This is a genomic window from Pseudomonas moorei (genome assembly GCF_008801475.1).
In the GTDB taxonomy this organism is placed as follows: Bacteria; Pseudomonadota; Gammaproteobacteria; order Pseudomonadales; family Pseudomonadaceae; genus Aquipseudomonas; species Aquipseudomonas moorei.
The window spans coordinates 212,118-234,503 of record NZ_VZPP01000010.1 but is presented as its reverse complement, the minus strand read 5'-3'; the positions used below and the strand labels follow the sequence as shown (position 1 = coordinate 234,503).

At 58.0% G+C, this 22,386-nt stretch carries 20 protein-coding genes; 15 read left to right on the top strand and 5 right to left on the bottom strand.

Translation table 11 applies throughout. The features are described 5' to 3' along the window. Positions 1-18: 18 nt before the first annotated feature. The gene (locus F7R06_RS20675; protein WP_090315868.1) at positions 19-1,713 is read right to left on the bottom strand and encodes a lactate permease LctP family transporter; all 1,695 of its coding nucleotides are present in this window, start codon (positions 1,711-1,713) and stop codon (positions 19-21) included. 263 nt (positions 1,714-1,976) lie between these two features. Here F7R06_RS20675 and F7R06_RS20670 point away from each other — a divergent pair, with 263 nt between their 5' ends. After that, complete coding sequence (locus tag F7R06_RS20670) at positions 1,977-2,744, top strand: FCD domain-containing protein (RefSeq protein WP_090315870.1); 768 nt, start codon at positions 1,977-1,979, stop codon at positions 2,742-2,744. Between the two features lie 161 nt (positions 2,745-2,905). Here F7R06_RS20670 and smpB read toward each other — a convergent pair whose 3' ends face one another. After that, positions 2,906-3,388: an SsrA-binding protein SmpB gene (smpB, locus tag F7R06_RS20665; RefSeq protein WP_090315874.1), complete on the bottom strand. Its 483-nt coding sequence runs from the start codon at positions 3,386-3,388 to the stop codon at positions 2,906-2,908. A gap of 118 nt (positions 3,389-3,506) precedes the next feature. On the opposite strand from smpB, the gene F7R06_RS20660 reads away from it, so the two are divergent. From F7R06_RS20660 to F7R06_RS20650, 3 genes are read left to right on the top strand one after another with little or no spacing between them, the layout of a single operon-like run. After that, positions 3,507-4,910: a sodium-dependent transporter gene (locus F7R06_RS20660; protein ID WP_090315878.1), complete on the top strand. Its 1,404-nt coding sequence runs from the start codon at positions 3,507-3,509 to the stop codon at positions 4,908-4,910. 7 nt (positions 4,911-4,917) lie between these two features. Next, the gene (locus tag F7R06_RS20655; protein ID WP_090315884.1) at positions 4,918-5,352 is read left to right on the top strand and encodes a type II toxin-antitoxin system RatA family toxin; all 435 of its coding nucleotides are present in this window, start codon (positions 4,918-4,920) and stop codon (positions 5,350-5,352) included. Further along, positions 5,345-5,659 (top strand): RnfH family protein, encoded by a 315-nt coding sequence (locus tag F7R06_RS20650; RefSeq protein ID WP_090315887.1) that lies wholly within the window; start codon positions 5,345-5,347, stop codon positions 5,657-5,659. The genes F7R06_RS20655 and F7R06_RS20650 overlap by 8 nt, the downstream gene beginning before the upstream one ends. A gap of 60 nt (positions 5,660-5,719) precedes the next feature. Here the strand turns inward: F7R06_RS20650 and F7R06_RS20645 are convergent, their stop codons facing one another. Beyond that, a complete protein-coding gene (locus F7R06_RS20645; protein ID WP_090315891.1) occupies positions 5,720-6,253 on the bottom strand; it encodes an outer membrane protein assembly factor BamE in 534 nt (177 codons plus the stop codon). A gap of 97 nt (positions 6,254-6,350) precedes the next feature. Here F7R06_RS20645 and fur point away from each other — a divergent pair, with 97 nt between their 5' ends. After that, on the top strand, positions 6,351-6,755 hold the full coding sequence (gene fur / locus F7R06_RS20640) for a ferric iron uptake transcriptional regulator (RefSeq protein WP_003197684.1): 405 nt from the start codon (positions 6,351-6,353) through the stop codon (positions 6,753-6,755). 75 nt (positions 6,756-6,830) lie between these two features. Here fur and recN read toward each other — a convergent pair whose 3' ends face one another. Then, positions 6,831-8,504, bottom strand: a complete 1,674-nt coding sequence (recN, locus tag F7R06_RS20635; protein WP_090315894.1) for a DNA repair protein RecN — start codon at positions 8,502-8,504, stop codon at positions 6,831-6,833. A gap of 241 nt (positions 8,505-8,745) precedes the next feature. On the opposite strand from recN, the gene grpE reads away from it, so the two are divergent. The 8 genes from grpE to F7R06_RS20590 all read left to right on the top strand — a co-directional run bounded on the left by grpE (position 8,746) and on the right by F7R06_RS20590 (position 19,224). After that, positions 8,746-9,312: a nucleotide exchange factor GrpE gene (grpE, locus tag F7R06_RS20625; protein ID WP_090315897.1), complete on the top strand. Its 567-nt coding sequence runs from the start codon at positions 8,746-8,748 to the stop codon at positions 9,310-9,312. A gap of 102 nt (positions 9,313-9,414) precedes the next feature. Further along, positions 9,415-11,331: a molecular chaperone DnaK gene (gene dnaK, locus F7R06_RS20620; RefSeq protein ID WP_090315900.1), complete on the top strand. Its 1,917-nt coding sequence runs from the start codon at positions 9,415-9,417 to the stop codon at positions 11,329-11,331. A 298-nt stretch (positions 11,332-11,629) separates the two neighbouring features. After that, positions 11,630-12,754, top strand: coding sequence for a molecular chaperone DnaJ (gene dnaJ / locus F7R06_RS20615; RefSeq protein WP_090315903.1), 1,125 nt, complete (start codon positions 11,630-11,632; stop codon positions 12,752-12,754). Positions 12,755-12,763: 9 nt separating this feature from the next. Then, positions 12,764-13,570, top strand: a complete 807-nt coding sequence (gene dapB / locus F7R06_RS20610) for a 4-hydroxy-tetrahydrodipicolinate reductase (protein ID WP_090315906.1) — start codon at positions 12,764-12,766, stop codon at positions 13,568-13,570. Between the two features lie 259 nt (positions 13,571-13,829). Then, positions 13,830-14,966 (top strand): glutamine-hydrolyzing carbamoyl-phosphate synthase small subunit, encoded by a 1,137-nt coding sequence (carA, locus tag F7R06_RS20605; RefSeq protein ID WP_090315910.1) that lies wholly within the window; start codon positions 13,830-13,832, stop codon positions 14,964-14,966. Positions 14,967-15,084: 118 nt separating this feature from the next. Then, complete coding sequence (gene carB, locus F7R06_RS20600) at positions 15,085-18,306, top strand: carbamoyl-phosphate synthase large subunit (RefSeq protein ID WP_090315914.1); 3,222 nt, start codon at positions 15,085-15,087, stop codon at positions 18,304-18,306. Between the two features lie 2 nt (positions 18,307-18,308). Then, on the top strand, positions 18,309-18,785 hold the full coding sequence (gene greA / locus F7R06_RS20595) for a transcription elongation factor GreA (RefSeq protein ID WP_047539307.1): 477 nt from the start codon (positions 18,309-18,311) through the stop codon (positions 18,783-18,785). 34 nt (positions 18,786-18,819) lie between these two features. After that, positions 18,820-19,224: an MFS transporter gene (locus F7R06_RS20590; protein WP_090318309.1), complete on the top strand. Its 405-nt coding sequence runs from the start codon at positions 18,820-18,822 to the stop codon at positions 19,222-19,224. A 9-nt stretch (positions 19,225-19,233) separates the two neighbouring features. Here F7R06_RS20590 and F7R06_RS20585 read toward each other — a convergent pair whose 3' ends face one another. Continuing rightward, positions 19,234-19,542: a YhbY family RNA-binding protein gene (locus tag F7R06_RS20585; RefSeq protein ID WP_090315918.1), complete on the bottom strand. Its 309-nt coding sequence runs from the start codon at positions 19,540-19,542 to the stop codon at positions 19,234-19,236. A 101-nt stretch (positions 19,543-19,643) separates the two neighbouring features. Here F7R06_RS20585 and rlmE point away from each other — a divergent pair, with 101 nt between their 5' ends. Beyond that, complete coding sequence (gene rlmE, locus F7R06_RS20580; protein WP_090315922.1) at positions 19,644-20,273, top strand: 23S rRNA (uridine(2552)-2'-O)-methyltransferase RlmE; 630 nt, start codon at positions 19,644-19,646, stop codon at positions 20,271-20,273. A gap of 201 nt (positions 20,274-20,474) precedes the next feature. Then, positions 20,475-22,385, top strand: a complete 1,911-nt coding sequence (gene ftsH, locus F7R06_RS20575; protein ID WP_090315927.1) for an ATP-dependent zinc metalloprotease FtsH — start codon at positions 20,475-20,477, stop codon at positions 22,383-22,385. Position 22,386 lies beyond the last annotated feature (1 nt).

Below are 22,386 nucleotides of genomic sequence, written 5' to 3'. Positions count from 1 at the left end.
CCATGCCGCTTGTGGCGTTTAGTGCACCAGCATGCCGGTGAACCAGTAGGCCTGGGCCAAGGTGATCAGGCCGACGATCGTTGCAAAGAATAGGCTGTGCTTGAGGGTGAAGCGGAACAGATCCGACTCTTTGCCCACCAGGCCGGTCGCGGCGCAGGCCACGGCGATCGATTGTGGCGAGATCATCTTGCCGGTTACGCCGCCGCTGGTGTTCGCCGCGACCAGCAAGGTGTCGTTAACGCCGATCTGGTGCCCGGTGGTCGCCTGCAACGAGCTGAACAGGGCGTTGGACGAAGTGTCCGAACCGGTCAGGAACACACCGAGCCAGCCAAGGAATGGCGAGAAGAACGGGAACGCGGCGCCAGTGGCTGCCAATACCAGAGCCATGGTCGAGGACATGCCCGAGTAGTTGGTGACGAAGGCGAAGGCCAGCACCATGCCGATGGACAGGATCGGCCAGCGCAGCTCGTAGAAGGTCTCTTTCAAAGTGGTCAGACCAATTTTGATGTTGATCTTCAGAATCAGCATCGAGATCAGCGCCGAGAAGAAAATCGCCGTACCGGTCGCGGAAATCGGGTCAAGCTTGAATACCGCCGGGATAGCCGTGGGCGCTGCCACGATCGGTGCAACCTTGATCACCATTTGATCCAGGTGCGGAATGGCGAAGTTGAACACCCAGCTGTACATCGAGCCGCCGGCGGCGAACATGGCCTTGAACGGTTTCAGGGTCCAGATGGTGACCAGTACGGTCAGGATCAGGAACGGCGACCAGGCTTTGAATATTTCACCCAGGCTGTAAGGCGAAGCCACGGTGGTGCGCTTCTGGCCAAAACCACCGGTGCTGGCGGTTACCACGGACGCCGAAACGGCGCCGACGATGTGTTGGCCGGCGGCGCGCTTCGGCTGCCAGACTTTCAGAAACAGGGTTAGTGAAACCAGGGAAACCAGCGCCGAGGTGATGTCCGGCAGTTCCGGGCCGATGAAATTGGAGGTGAAGAACTGCGTGACGGCAAAGCTCAGGCCGGCCACCAGTGCGGCTGGCCAGGTCTCACGGACGCCGCGCAGGCCGTCCATCATGAACACCAGCCAGAACGGCACGAACAGCGACAGCAGGGGCAGTTGGCGGCCGGCCATGGCTCCGATCTTGAAAGCGTCGATGCCGGTCACTTGCCCGGCGACGATGATCGGGATGCCCAGTGCGCCGAACGCCACTGGAGCGGTGTTCGCGATCAGGCAAAGGCCGGCGGCGTACAGCGGATTGAAGCCCAGCCCTACCAGCAGCGCGGCGGTAATCGCGACTGGCGCGCCAAAACCGGCTGCACCCTCCAGGAAGGCACCGAAGCAGAAGCCGATCAGTAGCACTTGCAGGCGCTGGTCGTCGGTAATCGACAACACGGAGCTGCGGATGATTTCGAACTGCCCACTTTTGACCGTCAGTTTGTAGAGGAAAACGGCGGCCACGATGATCCAGGCGATCGGCCACAGACCGTAGGCGAAGCCATACCCGGCGGCGGCGAATGCCATGTCGACCGGCATCTGGAAGGCAAAGATTGCCACCAGAATCGACAAGGCCAGGGTGATGCTGCCGGCCACGTGGCCTTTGAGGCGGAAGACGGCCAGGGCCAGGAAGAAAAACACGATGGGAATAACGGCCGCGAGGGCGGACAAGCCGAGGCTGCCGAGCGGGCTGTAGAGCTGTTGCCAGGTTTGCATATGGGGTGGCCCCTAATTGTTGTTGGTCAGGCACTGATCAGCGTTCTTGGCTAATTGGTAATACCAATTTACAATCGCTGTTGGCTAGGGTAAAAGCCTTGTGGGCGGTGTGTCAATTTGCCGCTCTAAAACTTTTGTCGAATGCCTGCGTGTTCAGGTCGTCTGGTCTGTTCAAGCAATTGCTGTCTGGCAGGTGTCGGCGCTGCGCCGATAGGCCAGAATAGAGCCCCGGCGAGTCGTCGGGATCGTGGAGAAATTGAGTTATGGGGTTTGATCAGATTCGGCAGCGCCGTTTGTCTGACGATATTGTCGAGCGGCTTGAAGGCATGATCCTTGAGGGCACGCTGAAGGCGGGTGAGCGCTTGCCAGCTGAGCGCGTATTGGCCGAACAGTTCGGCGTGTCACGCCCTTCGTTGCGCGAGGCCATTCAAAAACTGGCGGCCAAGGGTTTGCTCGTCAGTCGGCAGGGTGGCGGCAATTATGTGGTGGAATCGCTGGGGACGACCTTCAGTGATCCATTGCTGCATCTGCTGGAAAGCAATCCTGAAGCGCAGCGCGATCTGTTGGAGTTTCGCCATACGCTCGAAGCGTCCTGCGCCTATTACGCTGCGTTACGCGCCACGGATGTTGATCGTGAGCGGTTGACGGCGGCGTTCAACGAATTGCAGGACTGCTATTCGCGTCACGATGACGTAAGTCGCGCGGAAGAGGGCGCGGCAGATGCGAAATTCCATCTGGCAATCGCCGAAGCCAGTCACAACGCCGTGTTGTTGCACACCATTCGTGGGCTGTTCGATCTGCTCAAGCGCAATGTGGTGACCAATATTGGCGGCATGTACAAGCAGCGCACGGAAACCCGGGACATGCTGATCACCCAGCATCGCGAGTTGTACCAGGCGATTGTCGAAGGTCGTGCGGAGCAAGCGCGGGAAGTCTCCAGTCGACACATCCTGTATGTGCAGGAAGTGCTGGAGGAAGTGCGTCAGGAAGTGCAGCGCGTGGCTCGGGCGGAGCGGCGCAAGGGGATGTAGTTGTCGTATTGAGATTCAATGTGGCGAGGGAGCTTGCTCCCGTTGGGGGGGGCGAAGCGGCCCTGGCTTTTGGCGTAGCTGTCACGAATGCATTGGCGACGGCTGCGCAGCCGGGCGGGAGCAAGCTCCCTCGCCACAAAAGCAGTGATCAGGTCGGAAGATTAATCTTCCTTGCCCTTGTTGCGCACCGCGCGCTGCAACTCGCGGCCGGCATCGCGCTCACGCTCGGTATCACGCTTGTCGTATTCCTTCTTGCCCTTGCCCAGAGCGATCTCGCACTTGACCATGTGCTTGCTCCAGTACCAGGACAGGCATACGCAGGCGTAACCCTTTTGCTGCACAGCGGCAGACAGCTTGTCCAGCTCGCGCCGGTTCAGCAGCAGCTTCCGGGTGCGGGTCGGGTCAGCGATGACGTGGGTGCTGGCGGTTGTCAGGGGCGTAATGTGACTGCCGAGCAGCCAGGCTTCGCCATCCTTGAGCAGCACGTAACTGTCGACCAGTTGCAGCTTGCTCGCCCGCAGACTTTTTACTTCCCAGCCGGCCAGGACCAGACCAGCCTCGAACCGATGTTCGATGAAGTAATCGTGCCGCGCCTTTTTATTTTGCGCGATGGTCCCTGTTGGGTGTTTCTTCTGTTTAGCCATAGGGGCGGCATTATAGGGAGTTGCACGCGAGTCGGCTACGGTGTTGCTGCGTGCTTGAGCAGGTTGATTGAATCCCGGACAATGCGCGCTCTTTTTTGAATGCTTGGTCGTAATAACGATGTCGACAGACAAGGTTTCTGTCCACGGCAGTTGGGCTAGCCGCTGGGTCTTCATACTCGCCGCGACCGGTTCGGCCGTGGGCCTGGGTAGTATCTGGAAATTCCCGTACATGGTTGGCGTCTATGGCGGCGGCGCCTTCGTGCTGATGTTCCTGGCCTGTATTGCACTGATTGGAGTGCCGGTCATGCTGGCGGAAACCCTGATCGGCCGGCGTGCCCGGCAGAGTCCGGCCAATGCGCTGAAGGTGCTGGCGCAGGAAGCCGGGCATTCGGGTAAATGGTCCTGGGGGGCCTTTGCTGGCATGATCACGGCGTTGTTGATCCTGTCTTTCTATAGTGTCGTGGGCGGCTGGTCGCTGGATTACATCGTCGACATGGGCCGGGGCGACTTCCAGGGTGTGACACCGGAACAGGTGGGCGCCTACTTCGGTAATGTAATCGCCGATCCATGGCGTCTGACACTTTGGCACACGATTTTCATGCTGCTGTCAGCCCTGGTGATTGCCAAAGGGGTGGTGGCAGGTCTTGAACGTAGTCTGCGGATCATGATGCCGCTTCTGTTTGTGATGATCCTGGTGTTGCTGGGCTACAGCATGACGACCGGGCATTTCATGGAAGGCGTGCATTTCATGTTCGACTTCCATCCGGAAAAGGTCCTCGATGGTTTGTTGCCAGCCATGGGGCATGCGTTCTTTTCCCTGAGCGTCGGTGTGGGTTCGATCATGATTTATGGCGCTTACATGCCGAAGCATTCGTCGATTTCCGGAACTGTCGTTGGCGTGGCGCTGCTCGATACCTTCGTTTCGCTGGTGGCTGGTCTGGCGTTGTTTCCGATTGTGTTCGCCGCAGGCTTGAATCCAAGCGAAGGCCCAGGCCTGATGTTTGTCAGCTTGCCATTTGCCTTTGGTAACGTAGTCTTCGGCCAATTGATGGGCGTAGTGTTTTTCGTACTGGTAGCGATTGCGGCGTGGAGTTCGGCCATTTCGCTGCTTGAGCCGATGGTGGCGTACTTGGTCGAACGGACGAAAGTCAGCCGCGCTTGGGTAACCTTCTGGCTGGCGTTCACCTGCTGGTTTGTCGGTCTCGGTACGGTGTTCTCGTTCAATATCTGGAAGCAAGCCAAGTTTTTCGTGAACGAAGGCGGTTTGTTCCACCTCTACCAATGGGGGGCCGCGGGCGGTCTGGATTTTTTTGGAGTCATCGATTTCTTCACCTCACGGATCATGTTGCCACTCGGTGGTTTGTGTTTCGTGGTGTTTGCAGGCTGGGTGATGGGGCGTGAAGCGGTGCGTGACGAGTTGTCGATCCGCAACCCTGCATTGTTCGCCCTGTCCTTGTTCTTGATGCGCTATGTGGCGCCCATCGGCATTCTCGTAGTGTTTGCCGCACAGCTGTGGAAGTGACGCTGACATGACGACACACATTTCACGTTCGGCCTTGCTGCCCTATCCGGCGCAAGCGCTTTATGACCTGGTCAACGATGTAGCGCGGTATCCGGAATTCTTGCCGTGGTGCTCAACGGCCGAAGTCCTGGAAGGCTCTCTCGAGCATATGCGTGCCAGTGTTGGAGTGGCCAAGGGTGGGCTAAGTCAGCATTTCGTGACGCGTAACACCCTGGTTCCCGGTCAGTCGATTGAAATGAATCTCGAAGAGGGGCCATTCACTCAGTTGCACGGTATCTGGGTGTTCAAGCCATTGGGCGAGAAGGCCTGCAAGATCAGTCTGGACCTGTCGTTCGACTACGCGGGGCCGATTGTTCGGGCGACTCTGGGCCCGCTGTTCAATCAGGCCGCCAACACGCTGGTGGATGCATTCTGCCAGCGGGCCAAGCAAATGTATGGATGAGGTGCTGATAGAGGTCGAGGTGGTGTATGCCGCTGTTGATCGACAACTGCTTCTGTCGGTGTCAGTGCCAACCGGAACGACCGTCAGGGCGGCATTGCTGGCATCGGGAATAGGTCTGGCTTTTCCGGAGCTGGACTTGGCCGAGTGCCCGGTGGGAATCTTTGGTAAGGCGCTAAATGATTCTGACAGTCGTCCGGTTCAACCGGGAGACCGAATCGAGATTTACCGACCATTGCTGGCGGACCCGAAAGAAGTTCGCAGGTTGCGTGCGGCCAAGGCTGCCGAGGCCAAGGCGCGGAATCAGTGAGGCACTCAAATCTCACGCAATAAAAAACCCGGCATGCCGGGTTTTTTATTGCGTTGCAGATTATTGCGGCGAAGTATCCAGAGGTTCTGGTGTCGGGACCGGAGCGGTCTCTACACCGTCGACGTCCTTCTGGATCTGGTCTAGCAACGAGCCTGGCTTGATCGGTTTTTCAGGTTTTGGTTTCGGCTTCTCGGTGTTTTCTACAGGGGCGGCCACTGTCGTGGCGGTGTCCTTGCCGAGAATCGCCTCGTCGCGGCTCATGCCCGGCATGAAGTCTCCGGAGAGGCTGACAAGCTGGTCATTTGCGTTGAAGATGACGCTAATGCGTTCTTGTTGGCGTTCACCACCACCCGGTTGCAGGCTATACAGATAATCCCAGCGATCGGCGTGGAACGTGTCGGTCAGCAGAGGGTTGCCCATGATAAACCTTACTTGCTTACGGGTCATTCCCGGGCGTAACTGGTCTATCATGTCCTGCGTGACGACATTGCCCTGCTGGATGTCGATTTTGTAAACCCCGGGGAATGAACAACCGGCGAGTGCGAGCAGTCCCACAAAGGTGAAACTGGTTAGCAAGAGCTTGGTGTTTTGCATCGGTGGGCGACTTCCACTATCTTGGCTGGGACAACGTAAACGCCGATCATACCCGCATTAAGAGAAGCTGCGAAGCAGCATCGCGAGAAAGCTGACCATGGTTGAAAATAGCGAACTACGCAAAGCCGGCCTCAAAGTGACCCTTCCACGGGTCAAAATTTTGCAAATGCTCGATTCCGCCGAGCAGCGTCATATGAGTGCTGAAGATGTCTACAAGGCACTGATGGAGGCTGGCGAGGATGTCGGTTTGGCCACGGTTTACCGTGTACTGACTCAGTTCGAGGCAGCTGGCCTTGTGGTGCGGCACAACTTCGACGGAGGCCATGCGGTCTTCGAGCTGGACGACGGCAAGCATCATGACCATATGGTTAACGTCGAGACCAGTGAAGTGATCGAGTTCTTCGACGAGGAAATCGAGCGCCTGCAGAAAGCCATCGTCGACAAATATGGCTTCGAAATGGTTGATCACAATCTTGTGTTGTATGTACGCAAGAAAAAGTAAGCAAGTCGCGCGAACCTGAGGTTCGCGAAACGAACGAAGGCGACCCAAGGGTCGCCTTCGTGCTTTCTGTCGAACTTAAATCTTCGCGGTTACGACCATTTTCCTGGCGTGAGCCAGGGATTCCTTGGTGAGATCGATGCCTCCCAGCATTCGCGCGACTTCTTCTACACGATCATTTTTACTCAGCCTGGAGACGGCGGTGTGGGTGGCGTCTTCGCCGCGCACCTTGTGGACAAACAGGTGTTGATGACCTTGTGCTGCCACTTGTGGCAAGTGGGTAACGGTCAGAACCTGTCCTCGTTCCCCTAGACGACGTAGAAGCTGGCCGACGATTTCGGCTGTCGGTCCACCGATGCCCACGTCCACTTCGTCGAATACCAGGGTGGGTACGCGGGAGGTTTGTGCGGTGATCACCTGAATGGCCAGGCTGATTCGGGACAATTCGCCGCCCGACGCTACCTTTGCCAGTGCTTTTAAGGGCTGCCCGGGGTTGGCGCTGACCAATAGCTCGACCTGTTCAAGTCCGTTGGGCAGCAGTTCGTCACCGCTATTGGGGCGTAGCTCAATGGTAAAGCGACCACCTGGCATTCCCAGTCGCTGAATTTCCTGCTCTACAGCGCTCGCCAGGCTGCTTGAGGCCTGGTGGCGCAGGTCACTCAGCTCTCGGGCTTTTTCCTGGTAGTGACGCGCATAAGCGGCCAACTCATCGCTCAGTCGTTCGATGGATTCGTCGTTGGCATTCAGCGTTTCAATCTCATCCAGTAGCTTTTGTTGCATCTCGGCGACTTCGGTCGGCTGGATTCGGTGTTTGCGCGCCAGGGTGTAGATCGAATCAAGTCGTTCTTCGAGATATTGAAGACGCGATGGGTCGGCGTCGAAATTATCAAGGAAGCGATTCAGTTCGCCGACGGCTTCTTCGACCTGGATTTGCGCACTGGTCAACAGGCTGCTGGCCTCGCCCAGAGCACCAATCGAGTTGTTCACGCTCGACAGGCGGTTGAGACTGGCGGTCAGGGCGTTCAAGACATTGCCCGAATCGCTTTCGCTGCACTGTTCGACGACTTGCCGGCAGATACCCAGCAAGGTTTCAGCGTTGGTCAGGTTCTTGTGTTCCTGCTCCAACTGCTCCAGTTCATTGTCGCCAAGGCCCAGGTTTTCAAGTTCTTCGAGTTGATAGCTGAGCAATTGATGGCGAGCTCGCTGCTCGTCGCCTGAGTTGGAAAGGCGTTCCAGTTCCTGGCGCGTTTGGCGCCAGCGTTGGGCCGCCAGCTGTACCTGGCGGGCAAGATCCGTGGCGCCGGCGTACTCGTCGAGCAGGCGACGGTGGGTATCGGTTTTGAGCAGGGATTGGTGTTCATGCTGGCTGTGGATATCGATCAGCAGCTCACCCAGTGCCTTGAGATCGCCCAGCGGGCAGGGTGTGCCATTGATGTAGCCACGCGAGCGCCCTTCGGCGGTGATCACGCGGCGCAAGATGCACGGGCCTTCATTTTCAAGGTCGCGTTCGGCAAGCCAGGTGCGTGCTTCCGGAATGTCGACCAGATCGAAGGTGGCGAGGATATCGGCCTTGTCTGCGCCGGGTCGGACCACGCCGCTGTCGGCGCGATCGCCCAGGGTCAGGCCCAGGGCGTCGAGCATGATCGATTTGCCGGCGCCGGTTTCTCCTGTGATCACGCTCATCCCGCGATCGAGTTCGAGATCGAGATGTTCAACGATGGCGTAGTTATGTACTGACAGGTGCACCAGCATGAAGGCCGCTCCCAGGCATTAGGTCTGGTTATTTATACAGTGTTTTGTTTCTGGCTGACAATGCCCCTCGTTAGCTCGATTTGCTTGATCCGACGAAATCGTTAGTGCGTCCCGGAATGACAATGCAGGTGTTTTTGTAGGGTTAATACGCGGACACCCCTTGAAGCAGGATTTTGCGGCCCCATATAGGTGGGCAGAAGCGCGAGTTAAGGCTCGCGGACGATATTGAAAGGAGAATTCTATGGCTGACGAACAGACAGTGGATACGCAAAATCTAGACGCCGATCAGGCCTCCCAAGCCTCGGGTGATGACCTGACGGCTCGTGTACAAGTGCTCGAAGAGCAACTGGCAGGTGCGCAGGATCAGGCTTTGCGTGTAGCCGCCGATCTGCAGAACGTCCGCCGTCGCGCCGAGCAGGATGTAGAAAAGGCTCACAAATTCGCGCTGGAAAAATTCGCCGGCGACCTGCTGCCGATCATCGACAGCCTGGAGCGTGGCCTGGAGTTGTCCAGCCCGGATGACGAAAGCATCCGTCCGATGCGCGAAGGCATCGAGCTCACCCTGAAAATGTTCCAGGACACCCTGAAACGTTATCAACTGGAAGCGATCGATCCGCACGGCGAACCGTTCAATGCCGTTCTTCATCAGGCAATGGCGATGCAGGAAAGCGCCGACCTTGAGCCGAACAGCGTGCTCAAGGTGTTCCAGAAGGGCTACCAGCTCAATGGACGCCTGCTGCGCCCAGCGATGGTGGTGGTCAGCAAGACGCCGGCGCCTGTTTCGCCTTCGATTGACGAGCAGGCTTGAAATTAGCCGCAAGGCCCCCATTTAGAAGTCAAGTGTTTAATTGCTACCGCAGTTAGCCATCACTGCTGCGGCAACCAAATCCAAAGTTTCGGGAGAGTGAACATGGGCAAAATTATCGGTATCGACCTGGGGACTACCAACTCCTGCGTCTCCGTACTTGAAAACGGCGTAGCCAAAGTTATCGAAAACGCCGAAGGCGCGCGTACCACGCCGTCGATCATCGCTTACGCCAACGATGGCGAGATCCTGGTTGGCCAGTCGGCCAAGCGTCAGGCAGTGACCAATCCGCACAACACCCTGTACGCGGTGAAGCGTCTGATCGGTCGCAAGTTCGACGAAGAAGTCGTACAGAAAGACATCAAGATGGTCCCGTACAAAATCGCCAAGGCTGACAACGGCGACGCCTGGGTTGAAGTGAACGGCCAGAAAATGGCTCCGCCACAAATCTCGGCTGAAATTCTGAAGAAGATGAAGAAGACCGCCGAAGACTACCTGGGCGAGTCAGTGACTGAAGCGGTGATTACCGTTCCGGCCTACTTCAACGACAGCCAGCGTCAAGCCACCAAAGACGCCGGCCGCATCGCGGGTCTGGACGTAAAACGTATCATCAACGAACCAACCGCAGCTGCGCTGGCTTACGGCATGGACAAGGCCAAGGGCGATCACACCGTGATCGTTTACGACTTGGGCGGCGGTACTTTCGACGTTTCCGTAATTGAAATCGCTGAAGTCGATGGCGAGCACCAGTTCGAAGTGTTGGCCACCAACGGTGACACCTTCCTGGGTGGTGAAGACTTCGACATTCGTCTGATCGACTACCTCGTCGACGAATTCAAGAAAGAAAGCGGCATGAACCTCAAGGGTGACCCGCTGGCGATGCAGCGCCTGAAAGAAGCTGCTGAAAAAGCCAAAATCGAGCTGTCTTCCGCTCAGTCGACCGACGTGAACCTGCCGTACATCACTGCAGATGCAACCGGTCCTAAGCACTTGAACGTGAAAATCTCGCGCGCCAAGCTGGAAGCGCTGGTTGAAGACCTGGTTCAACGCACCATCGAACCTTGCCGCATCGCTCTGAAAGACTCCGGTATCGACGTTGGCGCCATCAACGACGTGATCCTGGTGGGCGGTCAGACTCGTATGCCGCTGGTGCAGAAGCTGGTTACCGAGTTCTTCGGTAAAGAAGCTCGTAAAGATGTTAACCCGGACGAAGCGGTTGCCATGGGTGCTGCTATCCAGGGCGCGGTACTGGCCGGTGACGTGAAAGACGTTCTGCTGCTCGACGTCAGCCCGCTGACCCTGGGTATCGAAACCATGGGTGGCGTGATGACTGCGCTGATCGAGAAAAACACCACGATTCCTACCAAGAAATCGCAAGTGTTCTCGACTGCCGACGACAACCAGGGCGCCGTGACCATTCACGTGCTGCAAGGTGAGCGTAAGCAAGCGGCACAGAACAAGTCCCTGGGCAAGTTCGACCTGGCCGAGATTCCACCAGCACCACGTGGCGTGCCGCAAATCGAAGTGACCTTCGACATCGACGCCAACGGCATCCTGCACGTAGGCGCCAAAGACAAGGCCACTGGCAAGACTCAGTCGATCGTGATCAAGGCCAACTCCGGTCTGTCCGATGAAGAGATCGAGCGCATGGTGCGTGATGCCGAGGCCAACGCCGAGGAAGATCGCAAGTTCGAAGAGCTGGCTGCTGCTCGTAACCAGGGCGATGCACTGGTTCACTCGACACGCAAAATGGTGGCCGACGCTGGCGACAAAGTGAGTGCCGAAGAGAAGACTGCAATCGAAGCGGCTGTAGTTGCTTTGGAAGCCGCTGTTAAAGGCGACGACAAGGCTGCGATCGAAGCCAAGGTTGAAGAGCTGTCCAAGGTCTCCGCGCCAGTGGCTCAGAAGATGTACGCCGAGCAGGCTCAGCCAGCTGAAGGCGCTGCACCGCACGCTGAGTCGGCTGGAAAGGCTGATGACGTCGTCGATGCTGAGTTCGAAGAAGTCAAAGACCACAAGTAAGTTGTTGGTCGGCCGGTTGACTGCCTTGAGGCGGTGACTGGTAGGATGTCGCCGCGCGGGGGCTTGCTCCCGCGTTGGCGTGTCTGGAGTAAGCGAATTTTTACAGTATGCGACAACGTTCGCGTGCTGATGGTATGGCCGGGAATGCTCCTGCTTTCTGAGCCGCAAGTACCGCATCGAATCAAAGACCAGGATCGTTGAATTGACGTGAGTTGGGTCCGGGCCTTCATTGGGGCTCAACGGGTTTGGCGAGGCTCAGGAGAGGTTTGCCGAACGTCCTTAAGAGTGCAAAAGACTTATGGCAAAGCGTGACTATTACGAAGTATTGGGTGTTGAACGAGGCTCAAGCGAGGCGGACCTGAAAAAGGCCTACCGTCGCCTGGCGATGAAGCACCACCCGGACCGTAATCCCGATGACAAAGCGTCGGAAGAGAAATTCAAGGAAGCCAACGAGGCTTACGAAGTACTGTCCGATTCCAGCAAGCGTGCGGCGTACGACCAGTATGGTCATGCCGGTGTCGACCCGAGCATGGGTGGCGGCGGTGCCGGTTTTGGCGGTCAGAACTTCTCCGATATCTTTGGCGATGTCTTCAGTGACTTCTTCGGTGGCGGTCGCGGTGGTTCCCGTGGCGGCGCTCAGCGCGGCAGTGATCTGCGTTATACCCTGGAGCTGGATCTGGAAGAGGCGGTGCGCGGCACGACCGTGAATATCCGCGTTCCAACGCTGGTCAACTGCAAGCCGTGCGATGGCTCGGGTGCCAAGAAAGGCTCCTCTCCGGTAACCTGCCCGACCTGTGGCGGTATCGGCCAGGTGCGCATGCAGCAAGGTTTCTTCTCGGTGCAGCAGACCTGTCCGCGCTGCCATGGTCAGGGCAAGATCATTTCCGATCCATGCGACTCCTGCCATGGCGAAGGTCGCGTCGAAGAGTACAAGACCCTGTCGGTGAAAGTGCCGGCCGGTGTTGATACCGGTGACCGCATTCGTCTGTCTGGCGAAGGCGAGGCGGGTGCGCAAGGCGGGCCGACCGGCGACCTGTATGTCGTGATCAATGTGCGCGAACACGCGATCTTCCAGCGTGATGGTAAGCATCTGTTCTGCGAAGTGCCGATCAGCTTCGTCGATGCGGCGTTGGGTGGTGAACTGGAGATTCCGACCCTCGATGGTCGGGTCAAACTGAAGATTCCCGAAGGGACTCAGACCGGCAAGCAATTCCGCGTTCGTGGCAAGGGTGTTGCGCCTGTGCGTGGCGGCGGTGCCGGTGACTTGATGTGCCGCGTGGCGGTCGAAACCCCGGTGAATCTGAGTCGTCGTCAGCGTGAAATGCTCGAAGAGTTCCGCAGCTCGCTGGCGGATGACAACAGTCACTCGCCGAAAACCACTGGCTGGTTCGAAGGCGTGAAGCGCTTCTTCGGCGATCTGTAAGGAGTGGTCATGCGACGTATAGCTGTGATGGGCGCTGCCGGGCGCATGGGTAAGATCCTGGTCGAGGCGGTGCAGCAACGCGCGCCGCTCACCGGTCTGACAGCCGCCATCGTTCGCCCTGGCAGTACGCTGATTGGTGTGGATGCCGGTGAGCTGGCTTCGCTGGGGCGTATCGGCGTGCCGTTGTCCGGTAACCTGGATGCGGTGGCGGATGAGTTCGACGTGTTGATCGACTTCACCCTGCCGGAAGTCATGCTGAAAAACCTGGCCTTCTGCCGCAAGGCGGGTAAAGCCATGGTCATCGGCACGACGGGGCTGGACGCTGCGCAAAAGCAGTTGCTGGCCGAGGCGGGCAAAGACATCCCGATCGTGTTTGCAGCCAATTTCAGCGTGGGTGTGAACCTGTCGCTGAAATTGCTCGATATGGCGGCTCGTGTGTTGGGCGACGAGGCGGATATCGAAATCATCGAAGCTCACCACCGGCACAAGATCGACGCGCCTTCCGGCACGGCGTTGCGCATGGGTGAGGTCATCGCCAGTGCCCTGGATCGTGACCTGCAGAAGGTTGCGGTCTATGGTCGCGAGGGGCATACCGGCGCGCGCGAGCGTGAAACCATCGGTTTTGCCACTGTTCGCGGTGGTGATGTGGTGGGGGATCACACGGTGCTGTTTGCCTGTGAAGGGGAGCGCCTGGAAATCACCCATAAGGCTTCCAGTCGCATGACCTTCGCCAAGGGCGCGGTACGTGCTGCCTTGTGGCTGGATGGTCGAGAGCCTGGTCTTTACGACATGCAAGACGTGCTCGACCTGCGATAAAACGCTATTGAAACCGGGCTCGAGCAATCTGCTTGAGTCCGGTTTTACACCGCCAAGCGACGTCCTGTCGCATTCTCTGGCCTTTCGGGCTCATTGGCGGTAGACCAAAAATGCCTTTTTCTGTAAGCTACAGCTTTAGTGTGTCCACTAAAAGCGCGCAGAATAATTCAGTGAAGAAGCGGGGTGACGTGTCCATACGTCACTCCGCTTTTTTACAACCTGCGATCGCCCTTTCAGGCTTTATTTACGGGAGGTCTTCTTGACTAAGCCAGCCATACTCGCCCTTGCTGATGGCAGCATTTTTCGCGGCGAAGCCATTGGAGCCGACGGTCAAACCGTTGGTGAGGTGGTGTTCAACACCGCAATGACCGGCTATCAGGAAATCCTTACCGATCCTTCCTACGCCCAACAGATCGTTACCCTGACTTACCCGCACATCGGCAACACCGGCACCACGCCGGAAGACGCTGAGTCCAACCGCGTCTGGTCCGCTGGCCTGGTCATCCGTGACCTGCCACTGGTTGCGAGCAACTGGCGTAACACCATGTCCTTGTCCGACTACCTGAAAGCCAACAATGTTGTGGCAATCGCCGGTATCGACACCCGTCGCCTGACTCGCATCCTGCGTGAAAAAGGCGCACAGAACGGCTGCATCATGGCCGGTGACAACATTTCCGATGAGGCCGCCATTGCCGCCGCCCAGGGCTTCCCTGGCCTGAAAGGCATGGACCTGGCGAAAGTCGTCAGCACTACTGAGAATTACGAGTGGCGTTCGACGGTCTGGGATCTGAAAACCGACAGCCATGCCACCATCGAAGCCTCCGAGCTGCCGTACCACGTGGTTGCCTACGACTACGGCGTCAAGCTGAACATCCTGCGCATGTTGGTCGAGCGCGGTTGCCGCGTCACCGTGGTACCGGCTCAAACGCCTGCCGCCGATGTGCTCGCCTTGCAGCCGGACGGTGTGTTCCTGTCCAACGGCCCTGGCGATCCGGAGCCTTGCGACTACGCGATCCAGGCGATCAAGGACGTGCTGGAAACCGAAATTCCGGTATTCGGCATCTGCCTTGGTCACCAGCTGCTGGCCCTGGCCTCCGGCGCCAAGACCCTGAAAATGGGTCACGGCCACCACGGTGCCAACCACCCGGTCCAGGATCTGGATACCGGCGTAGTGATGATCACCAGCCAGAACCACGGTTTTGCCGTAGACGAAGCCACCCTGCCGGCCAACGTTCGTGCGACCCACAAATCGCTCTTCGACGGCACCCTGCAAGGGATCGAGCGTACCGACAAGAGCGCCTTCAGCTTCCAGGGTCACCCGGAAGCCAGCCCTGGCCCGAACGACGTAGCGCCTTTGTTTGATCGCTTCATCAACGAGATGGCCAAGCGACGCTGATCGCTCGCCCTGATGTTGCAAAGCTTGAGGGCGGTCCCGATACCGGCGGCCCCCTCAAGGCTTCAGAGATTGAACAAGACGGCTTGCCGACTGACCTGCGGATTTGAGTGACAAACCCATGCCAAAACGTACAGACATTAAAAGCATCCTGATTCTCGGCGCTGGCCCGATCGTGATCGGCCAGGCCTGCGAATTCGACTACTCCGGCGCCCAGGCCTGCAAAGCCCTGCGCGAAGAGGGTTACCGCGTCATCCTGGTAAACTCCAACCCGGCCACCATCATGACCGACCCGGCCATGGCCGACGCTACCTACATCGAACCGATCAAGTGGCAGACCGTCGCCAAGATCATCGAGAAAGAGCGTCCGGACGCGCTGCTGCCAACCATGGGCGGCCAGACCGCCCTGAACTGCGCCCTGGACCTGGAGCGCGAGGGCGTTCTGGAGAAGTTCGGCGTAGAGATGATCGGTGCCAACGCCGACACCATCGACAAGGCTGAAGACCGCTCGCGTTTCGACAAGGCCATGAAATCCATCGGCCTGGCGTGCCCGCGCTCCGGTATCGCTCACAGCATGGAAGAGGCCAATGCGGTTCTCGAGAAGCTTGGCTTCCCGTGCATCATCCGTCCGTCCTTCACCATGGGCGGCACCGGTGGCGGTATCGCTTACAACCGTGAAGAGTTCGAAGAAATCTGCGCCCGTGGTCTGGACCTGTCGCCGACCAAAGAGCTGCTGATCGACGAATCCCTGATCGGCTGGAAAGAATACGAAATGGAGGTTGTCCGCGATAAGAAGGACAACTGCATCATCGTCTGCTCCATCGAAAACTTCGACCCGATGGGCGTGCACACCGGTGACTCGATCACCGTGGCGCCTGCACAGACCCTGACCGACAAGGAATACCAGATCCTGCGTAACGCCTCCCTGGCGGTACTGCGCGAGATCGGCGTGGAAACCGGTGGTTCCAACGTCCAGTTCGGCATCTGCCCGAACACGGGTCGCATGGTTGTCATCGAGATGAACCCGCGTGTATCCCGTTCCTCGGCCCTGGCGTCGAAAGCCACCGGTTTCCCGATTGCCAAGGTCGCGGCCAAGCTGGCCGTGGGTTACACCCTGGATGAGTTGTCGAACGACATCACCGGCGGCAAGACCCCGGCGTCCTTCGAACCGTCCATCGACTACGTCGTGACCAAGCTGCCACGCTTCGCCTTCGAGAAGTTCTCCAAGGCAGACGCGCGCCTGACCACGCAAATGAAGTCGGTCGGCGAAGTCATGGCCATTGGCCGCACCTTCCAGGAGTCCCTGCAGAAAGCGCTGCGGGGCCTGGAAGTAGGCGTTTGCGGTCTGGACGAGAAGGTTGACCTGAACAATCCGGAAAGCATGAGCATCCTCAAGCGCGAGCTGACCGTGCCGGGTGCCGAGCGTATCTGGTACGTGGCGGACGCAATGCGCGCCGGCATGAGCGTTGAAGATATCTTCGGCATGACCATGATCGATCCTTGGTTCCTGGTGCAGATGGAAGATCTGATCAAGGACGAAGAGAAGGTCAAGACCCTGGGTCTGACCAGCATCGACCGCGATCTGATGTTCCGCCTCAAGCGCAAAGGCTTCTCCGATCAGCGCCTGGCCAAGCTGCTGGGTGTGACCGAGAAGAGCCTGCGTGCCCATCGTCACAAGCTTGAAGTGTTCCCGGTCTACAAGCGCGTCGACACGTGCGCCGCCGAGTTCGCCACCGATACCGCTTATCTGTACTCCACGTACGAAGAAGAGTGTGAAGCCGCACCATCGGGCCGTGACAAGATCATGATCCTGGGTGGCGGTCCGAACCGTATCGGCCAGGGCATCGAGTTCGACTACTGCTGCGTACACGCGGCACTGGCCCTGCGCGATGACGGGTACGAGACCATCATGGTCAACTGCAACCCGGAAACCGTATCCACCGACTACGACACTTCCGACCGTCTGTACTTCGAACCAGTGACCCTGGAAGACGTGCTGGAAATCGTCCGCGTCGAGAAACCGAAAGGCGTGATCGTCCAGTACGGCGGCCAGACCCCGCTGAAACTGGCGCGTGCCCTGGAAGCCGCCGGCGTGCCGATCATCGGCACCAGCCCTGACGCCATCGACCGTGCCGAAGACCGTGAGCGCTTCCAGCAAATGGTTCAGCGACTGAACCTGCGTCAGCCGCCGAACGCCACCGTGCGCAGCGAAGACGAAGCGATTCGTGCGGCTGCCAAGATCGGCTACCCGCTGGTGGTGCGCCCGTCCTACGTGCTGGGCGGTCGTGCGATGGAAATCGTTTACGAAGAAGAAGAACTCAAGCGCTACCTGCGTGAAGCGGTTCAAGTGTCCAACGACAGCCCGGTGCTGCTGGACCACTTCCTCAACTGCGCCATCGAAATGGACGTTGATGCGGTCTGCGACGGCAAAGACGTGGTGATCGGCGCAATCATGCAGCACATCGAGCAGGCTGGCGTTCACTCCGGTGACTCCGCATGCTCGCTGCCACCGTACTCGCTGCCTGCTCATATCCAGGACGAGATGCGTGAGCAGGTCAAGAAAATGGCCCTGGAGCTGGGTGTGGTCGGCCTGATGAACGTACAGTTGGCGCTGCAGGGCGACGATATCTACGTGATTGAAGTCAACCCGCGTGCTTCGCGTACCGTGCCTTTCGTGTCCAAGTGCATCGGTGTTTCCCTGGCAATGATCGCGGCTCGCGTCATGGCCGGTAAAACCCTGAAGGAAATCGGTTTCACCAAAGAAATCATTCCTAACTTCTACAGCGTGAAAGAGGCGGTATTCCCGTTCGCCAAATTCCCGGGAGTTGACCCGATTCTCGGCCCAGAGATGAAGTCCACCGGTGAGGTGATGGGTGTGGGCGATACCTTCGGCGAAGCGTTTGCCAAAGCCCAGATGGGTGCCAGCGAAGTGCTGCCGACCGGCGGTACTGCGTTCATCAGTGTGCGCGACGACGACAAGCCACTGGTTGCAGGCGTGGCCCGTGATCTGATCAACTTGGGCTTCGAAGTGGTCGCTACTGCCGGTACTGCCAAGCTGATCGAAGCCGCAGGCCTGAAAGTGCGCCGCGTGAACAAGGTGACCGAGGGTCGTCCACACGTGGTCGACATGATCAAGAATGACGAAGTTACCTTGATCATCAACACCACCGAGGGTCGTCAGTCGATCGCTGACTCCTATTCCATTCGTCGCAATGCCCTGCAGCACAAGATTTACTGCACCACGACCATTGCTGCTGGCGAAGCGATCTGTGAAGCGCTGAAGTTCGGTCCCGAGAAGACCGTGCGCCGCTTGCAGGATCTACACGCAGGATTGAAGGCATGAGCATAACGAAGTACCCAATGACCGTTCAGGGCGCTCGCGCCCTGGAAGAAGAACATGCTCACCTGACCAAGGTCGTTCGTCCGAAGCTCAGCCAGGACATCGGTACGGCCCGCGAGTTGGGTGACTTGAAGGAAAACGCCGAATACCACGCTGCTCGCGAGCAGCAGGGTATGGTTGAGGCGCGGATCCGTGACATCGAAGGCCGCATGCAAAATGCAGTGGTGATTGATGTCACGACCATTGCACATACTGGCAAGGTGATTTTCGGCACGACCGTTGAGATCGCCAACGTCGAGACTGATGAAAGCGTGACCTACCAGATCGTTGGTGAGGACGAGGCAGACATCAAGCTCGGCAAGATCTCTGTCGGTTCACCCATCGCCCGCGCCCTGATTGCCAAGGAAGAGGGTGACGTGGTCGCGGTCAAGACGCCGAGCGGCGTCATCGAGTACGAGATTGTCGAAGTTCGCCACATCTGAAGGTAAAAGCAGGCGCCTGCTTCGTGCGGGCGCGGTGCTTTGGCAGCTGACTCAGATGTTGTGGGTTGGCGGCCTGTGGTTGTTGCATATCGGTCTGTTGCCGGTGCTGGGGCTGATTGGCCTGGCACCGCTGCTGATCGACGAAATTGCAGGCATGCTGAGTGCATTGATGGTGGGTTTTGCCACAGTGTGTCTGGTTTTTCAGGCTTTGGTGCTGATTCAGGCCGAGGGCCTTGCCAGTCTATGGTGCGATATTCGTGGGCAGCTGTTGCTGATGGGGCTGGGCGCGTGCGCGATGCACTTCGCGGTGCGTGTCGGGTGGCCCGACGCGGTGCGTTGGCAGGTGTTCAGTTATCTTGTCCTGGGCTTTTCCGGACTGGTGCTGGTCATACAGCCGGTGCCTGGGTGGAGTGGCAGGGTGCGCGAAGCACACCCTTGACCCTTGCCATCACTTGAAGCGATGGACGTTCGACAGCTGCTTGTTGACGCTGAAGTTTTTGCGGTAAATCAGTGCCATCTTGCCGATGACCTGAACCAGGTCCGCCCTGCCGACCTTGCACAGTTCTGCAATGGACGCCAGGCGCGACTCGCGATCCAGGATGTTGAGCTTGATTTTGATCAGCTCGTGATCCGCCAAAGCGCGTTCAAATTCGGCTAAAACACCTTCAGTCAAACCATTGTCAGCCACAATCAAAACTGGTTTCAGGTGGTGGCCAATGGATTTGTACTGTTTCTTCTGCTCTTGAGTGAGCGGCATAATCTGACCCTTTCGTCTGGATTCTGTAAAATGGCGGCCATTTTACCCGAGGGTTCGTGGATCCGCCCAATTAATCACGACCCTTATCAACGAGGTGCCCAATGGCGCGTTCCAAGACAAGCCTTGGTTGGCTGAAAAGACATGTCAATGACCCCTATGTGAAGCAGGCGCAGAAGGATGGCTACCGCTCGCGTGCGAGTTACAAGCTTCTGGAGGTCCAGGAGAAATACAAGCTGATCCGTCCGGGCATGAGCGTTGTCGACCTGGGTGCGGCGCCTGGTGGCTGGTCGCAGGTCACTAGCCGGCTGATTGGGGGGCAGGGACGTCTGATCGCCTCGGACATCCTGGAAATGGACAGCATTCCGGACGTGACTTTCATCCAGGGTGACTTCACTCAGGACGAAGTGCTTGGCCGGATCCTTGAGGCTGTGGGTAATTCGCAGGTGGACCTTGTGATTTCCGATATGGCCCCCAATATGAGTGGTACGCCTGCCGTAGATATGCCCAAAGCCATGTTTCTTTGCGAGCTGGCTCTTGATCTGGCCGCTCGGATACTCAAGCCGGGTGGTAATTTCGTGATCAAGGTTTTTCAGGGTGAAGGGTTTGATGCTTACGTAAAGGATGCTCGTCAGAAATTCGACAAGGTCCAGATGATAAAACCGGACTCGTCCCGTGGCAGTTCCCGTGAGCAGTACATGCTGGCTTGGGGCTACCGCGGTCGGAGTGAATAAAGCGAGGTTTTTTTGCGGGGCAATAGGATTTTCGTATTTCGCCCTGTGGGAAATAACGAATATTGTGTAGGAAGTGTTTCACAAAGGGTTACAGACGGCGCCTGCCAAGTCGTAGGTAATGTAGTAAGTTAGGCCGGTGAATATCATGCGAAGCGCGCGCCATCAGCGGCGCTTGCTTCAGAGGGTAGTTAATTGAACGATATGGCAAAGAATCTGATCCTGTGGTTGATCATCGCGGCTGTCCTGGTGACGGTGATGAACAACTTCTCCAGCCCTAACGAGCCGCAGACCCTCAACTATTCCGACTTCATCCAGCAGGTCAAGGATGGCAAGGTCGAGCGCGTGGCGGTTGATGGCTACGTGATTACCGGCAAGCGCAACGATGGCGACAGTTTCAAGACCATTCGTCCGGCGATCCAGGACAATGGTTTGATCGGCGACCTGGTGGATAACCACGTCGTGGTCGAAGGCAAGCAGCCTGAACAGCAAAGCATCTGGACTCAACTCCTGGTCGCAAGCTTCCCGATCCTCGTGATCATTGCCGTGTTCATGTTCTTCATGCGGCAGATGCAGGGCGGCGCCGGAGGCAAGGGCGGGCCAATGAGTTTTGGCAAGAGCAAGGCGCGCCTGCTGTCTGAAGATCAGGTCAAGACCACGTTGGCTGACGTTGCCGGTTGTGACGAAGCCAAGGAAGAGGTCGGTGAGCTGGTCGAGTTCCTGCGTGATCCGGGCAAGTTCCAGCGTCTGGGCGGTCGCATTCCCCGCGGCGTGCTGATGGTTGGTCCTCCGGGTACCGGTAAAACCTTGCTGGCCAAGGCGATTGCTGGCGAAGCCAAGGTGCCATTCTTCACCATTTCCGGTTCCGATTTCGTCGAAATGTTCGTTGGTGTGGGTGCCAGCCGTGTTCGTGACATGTTCGAGCAGGCCAAAAAACACGCGCCATGCATCATCTTCATCGACGAAATCGACGCCGTCGGTCGCCATCGTGGCGCCGGCATGGGTGGCGGTCACGACGAGCGCGAGCAGACGCTCAACCAGTTGCTGGTAGAGATGGATGGCTTCGAAATGAATGACGGCATCATCGTGATTGCCGCCACCAACCGTCCAGACGTACTGGACCCTGCGCTGCTGCGCCCGGGCCGTTTCGACCGTCAGGTTGTAGTGGGTCTGCCGGATATCCGTGGCCGCGAACAGATTCTCAAGGTCCACATGCGCAAAGTGCCAATGGGTGACGACGTCGCTCCGGCCGTTATCGCTCGTGGTACGCCTGGCTTCTCCGGTGCCGACCTGGCCAACCTGGTAAACGAGGCTTCGCTGTTTGCCGCCCGTGCTGGCAAGCGCATTGTCGAAATGAAGGAATTCGAACTGGCCAAAGACAAGATCATGATGGGTGCCGAGCGCAAATCCATGGTCATGTCCGAGAAAGAAAAACAGAACACGGCTTACCACGAGGCGGGTCACGCCATTGTTGGTCGTGTCGTGCCCGAGCATGATCCGGTATACAAGGTGTCGATTATTCCGCGTGGTCGCGCCTTGGGTGTGACCATGTTCCTGCCGGAAGAAGATCGCTACAGCTTGTCCAAGCGGGCGCTGATCAGCCAGATTTGCTCGTTGTACGGTGGTCGTATCGCTGAAGAGATGACGCTGGGCTTCGATGGTGTAACCACCGGTGCCTCCAACGACATCATGCGTGCCAGCCAGATTGCGCGGAACATGGTGACCAAGTGGGGGCTTTCGGAGAAACTCGGTCCTTTGATGTACGCCGAAGAAGAAGGTGAGGTTTTCCTTGGTCGCGGCGGCGGTGGTCAGAATGCAAGTTTCTCCGGCGAGACGGCCAAGCTGATCGACTCCGAAGTGCGCAGCATTATTGATCAATGCTACGGCACAGCTAAGCAGATCCTTACGGACAACCGTGACAAGCTTGATGCAATGGCCGATGCCCTGATGAAGTACGAGACGATCGATGCTGATCAGATCGATGACATCATGGCGGGTCGTACGCCTCGCGAGCCTCGCGATTGGTCGGGTGGCACCGGCACTTCCGGAACCCCTCCGGTGGTGCAGGATGAGCGTCCTGAAACACCAATTGGCGGTCCGGCTGCTGATGTTTAAG

Excerpts from the sequence above, each read along its gene's own strand:
- F7R06_RS20660 (WP_090315878.1), top strand. The coding sequence starts at position 3,507 with ATGTCGACAGACAAGGTTTCTGTCCACGGCAGTTGGGCTAGCCGCTGG.
- fur (WP_003197684.1), top strand. The coding sequence starts at position 6,351 with ATGGTTGAAAATAGCGAACTACGCAAAGCCGGCCTCAAAGTGACCCTT.
- F7R06_RS20645 (WP_090315891.1), bottom strand. The coding sequence starts at position 6,253 with ATGCAAAACACCAAGCTCTTGCTAACCAGTTTCACCTTTGTGGGACTG.
- F7R06_RS20655 (WP_090315884.1), top strand. The coding sequence starts at position 4,918 with ATGACGACACACATTTCACGTTCGGCCTTGCTGCCCTATCCGGCGCAA.
- ftsH (WP_090315927.1), top strand. The coding sequence starts at position 20,475 with ATGGCAAAGAATCTGATCCTGTGGTTGATCATCGCGGCTGTCCTGGTG.
- grpE (WP_090315897.1), top strand. The coding sequence starts at position 8,746 with ATGGCTGACGAACAGACAGTGGATACGCAAAATCTAGACGCCGATCAG.
- F7R06_RS20675 (WP_090315868.1), bottom strand. The coding sequence starts at position 1,713 with ATGCAAACCTGGCAACAGCTCTACAGCCCGCTCGGCAGCCTCGGCTTG.
- carB (WP_090315914.1), top strand. The coding sequence starts at position 15,085 with ATGCCAAAACGTACAGACATTAAAAGCATCCTGATTCTCGGCGCTGGC.
- rlmE (WP_090315922.1), top strand. The coding sequence starts at position 19,644 with ATGGCGCGTTCCAAGACAAGCCTTGGTTGGCTGAAAAGACATGTCAAT.
- F7R06_RS20650 (WP_090315887.1), top strand. The coding sequence starts at position 5,345 with ATGGATGAGGTGCTGATAGAGGTCGAGGTGGTGTATGCCGCTGTTGAT.
- F7R06_RS20670 (WP_090315870.1), top strand. The coding sequence starts at position 1,977 with ATGGGGTTTGATCAGATTCGGCAGCGCCGTTTGTCTGACGATATTGTC.
- recN (WP_090315894.1), bottom strand. The coding sequence starts at position 8,504 with ATGCTGGTGCACCTGTCAGTACATAACTACGCCATCGTTGAACATCTC.
- dapB (WP_090315906.1), top strand. The coding sequence starts at position 12,764 with ATGCGACGTATAGCTGTGATGGGCGCTGCCGGGCGCATGGGTAAGATC.
- F7R06_RS20585 (WP_090315918.1), bottom strand. The coding sequence starts at position 19,542 with ATGCCGCTCACTCAAGAGCAGAAGAAACAGTACAAATCCATTGGCCAC.
- dnaJ (WP_090315903.1), top strand. The coding sequence starts at position 11,630 with ATGGCAAAGCGTGACTATTACGAAGTATTGGGTGTTGAACGAGGCTCA.
- dnaK (WP_090315900.1), top strand. The coding sequence starts at position 9,415 with ATGGGCAAAATTATCGGTATCGACCTGGGGACTACCAACTCCTGCGTC.
- smpB (WP_090315874.1), bottom strand. The coding sequence starts at position 3,388 with ATGGCTAAACAGAAGAAACACCCAACAGGGACCATCGCGCAAAATAAA.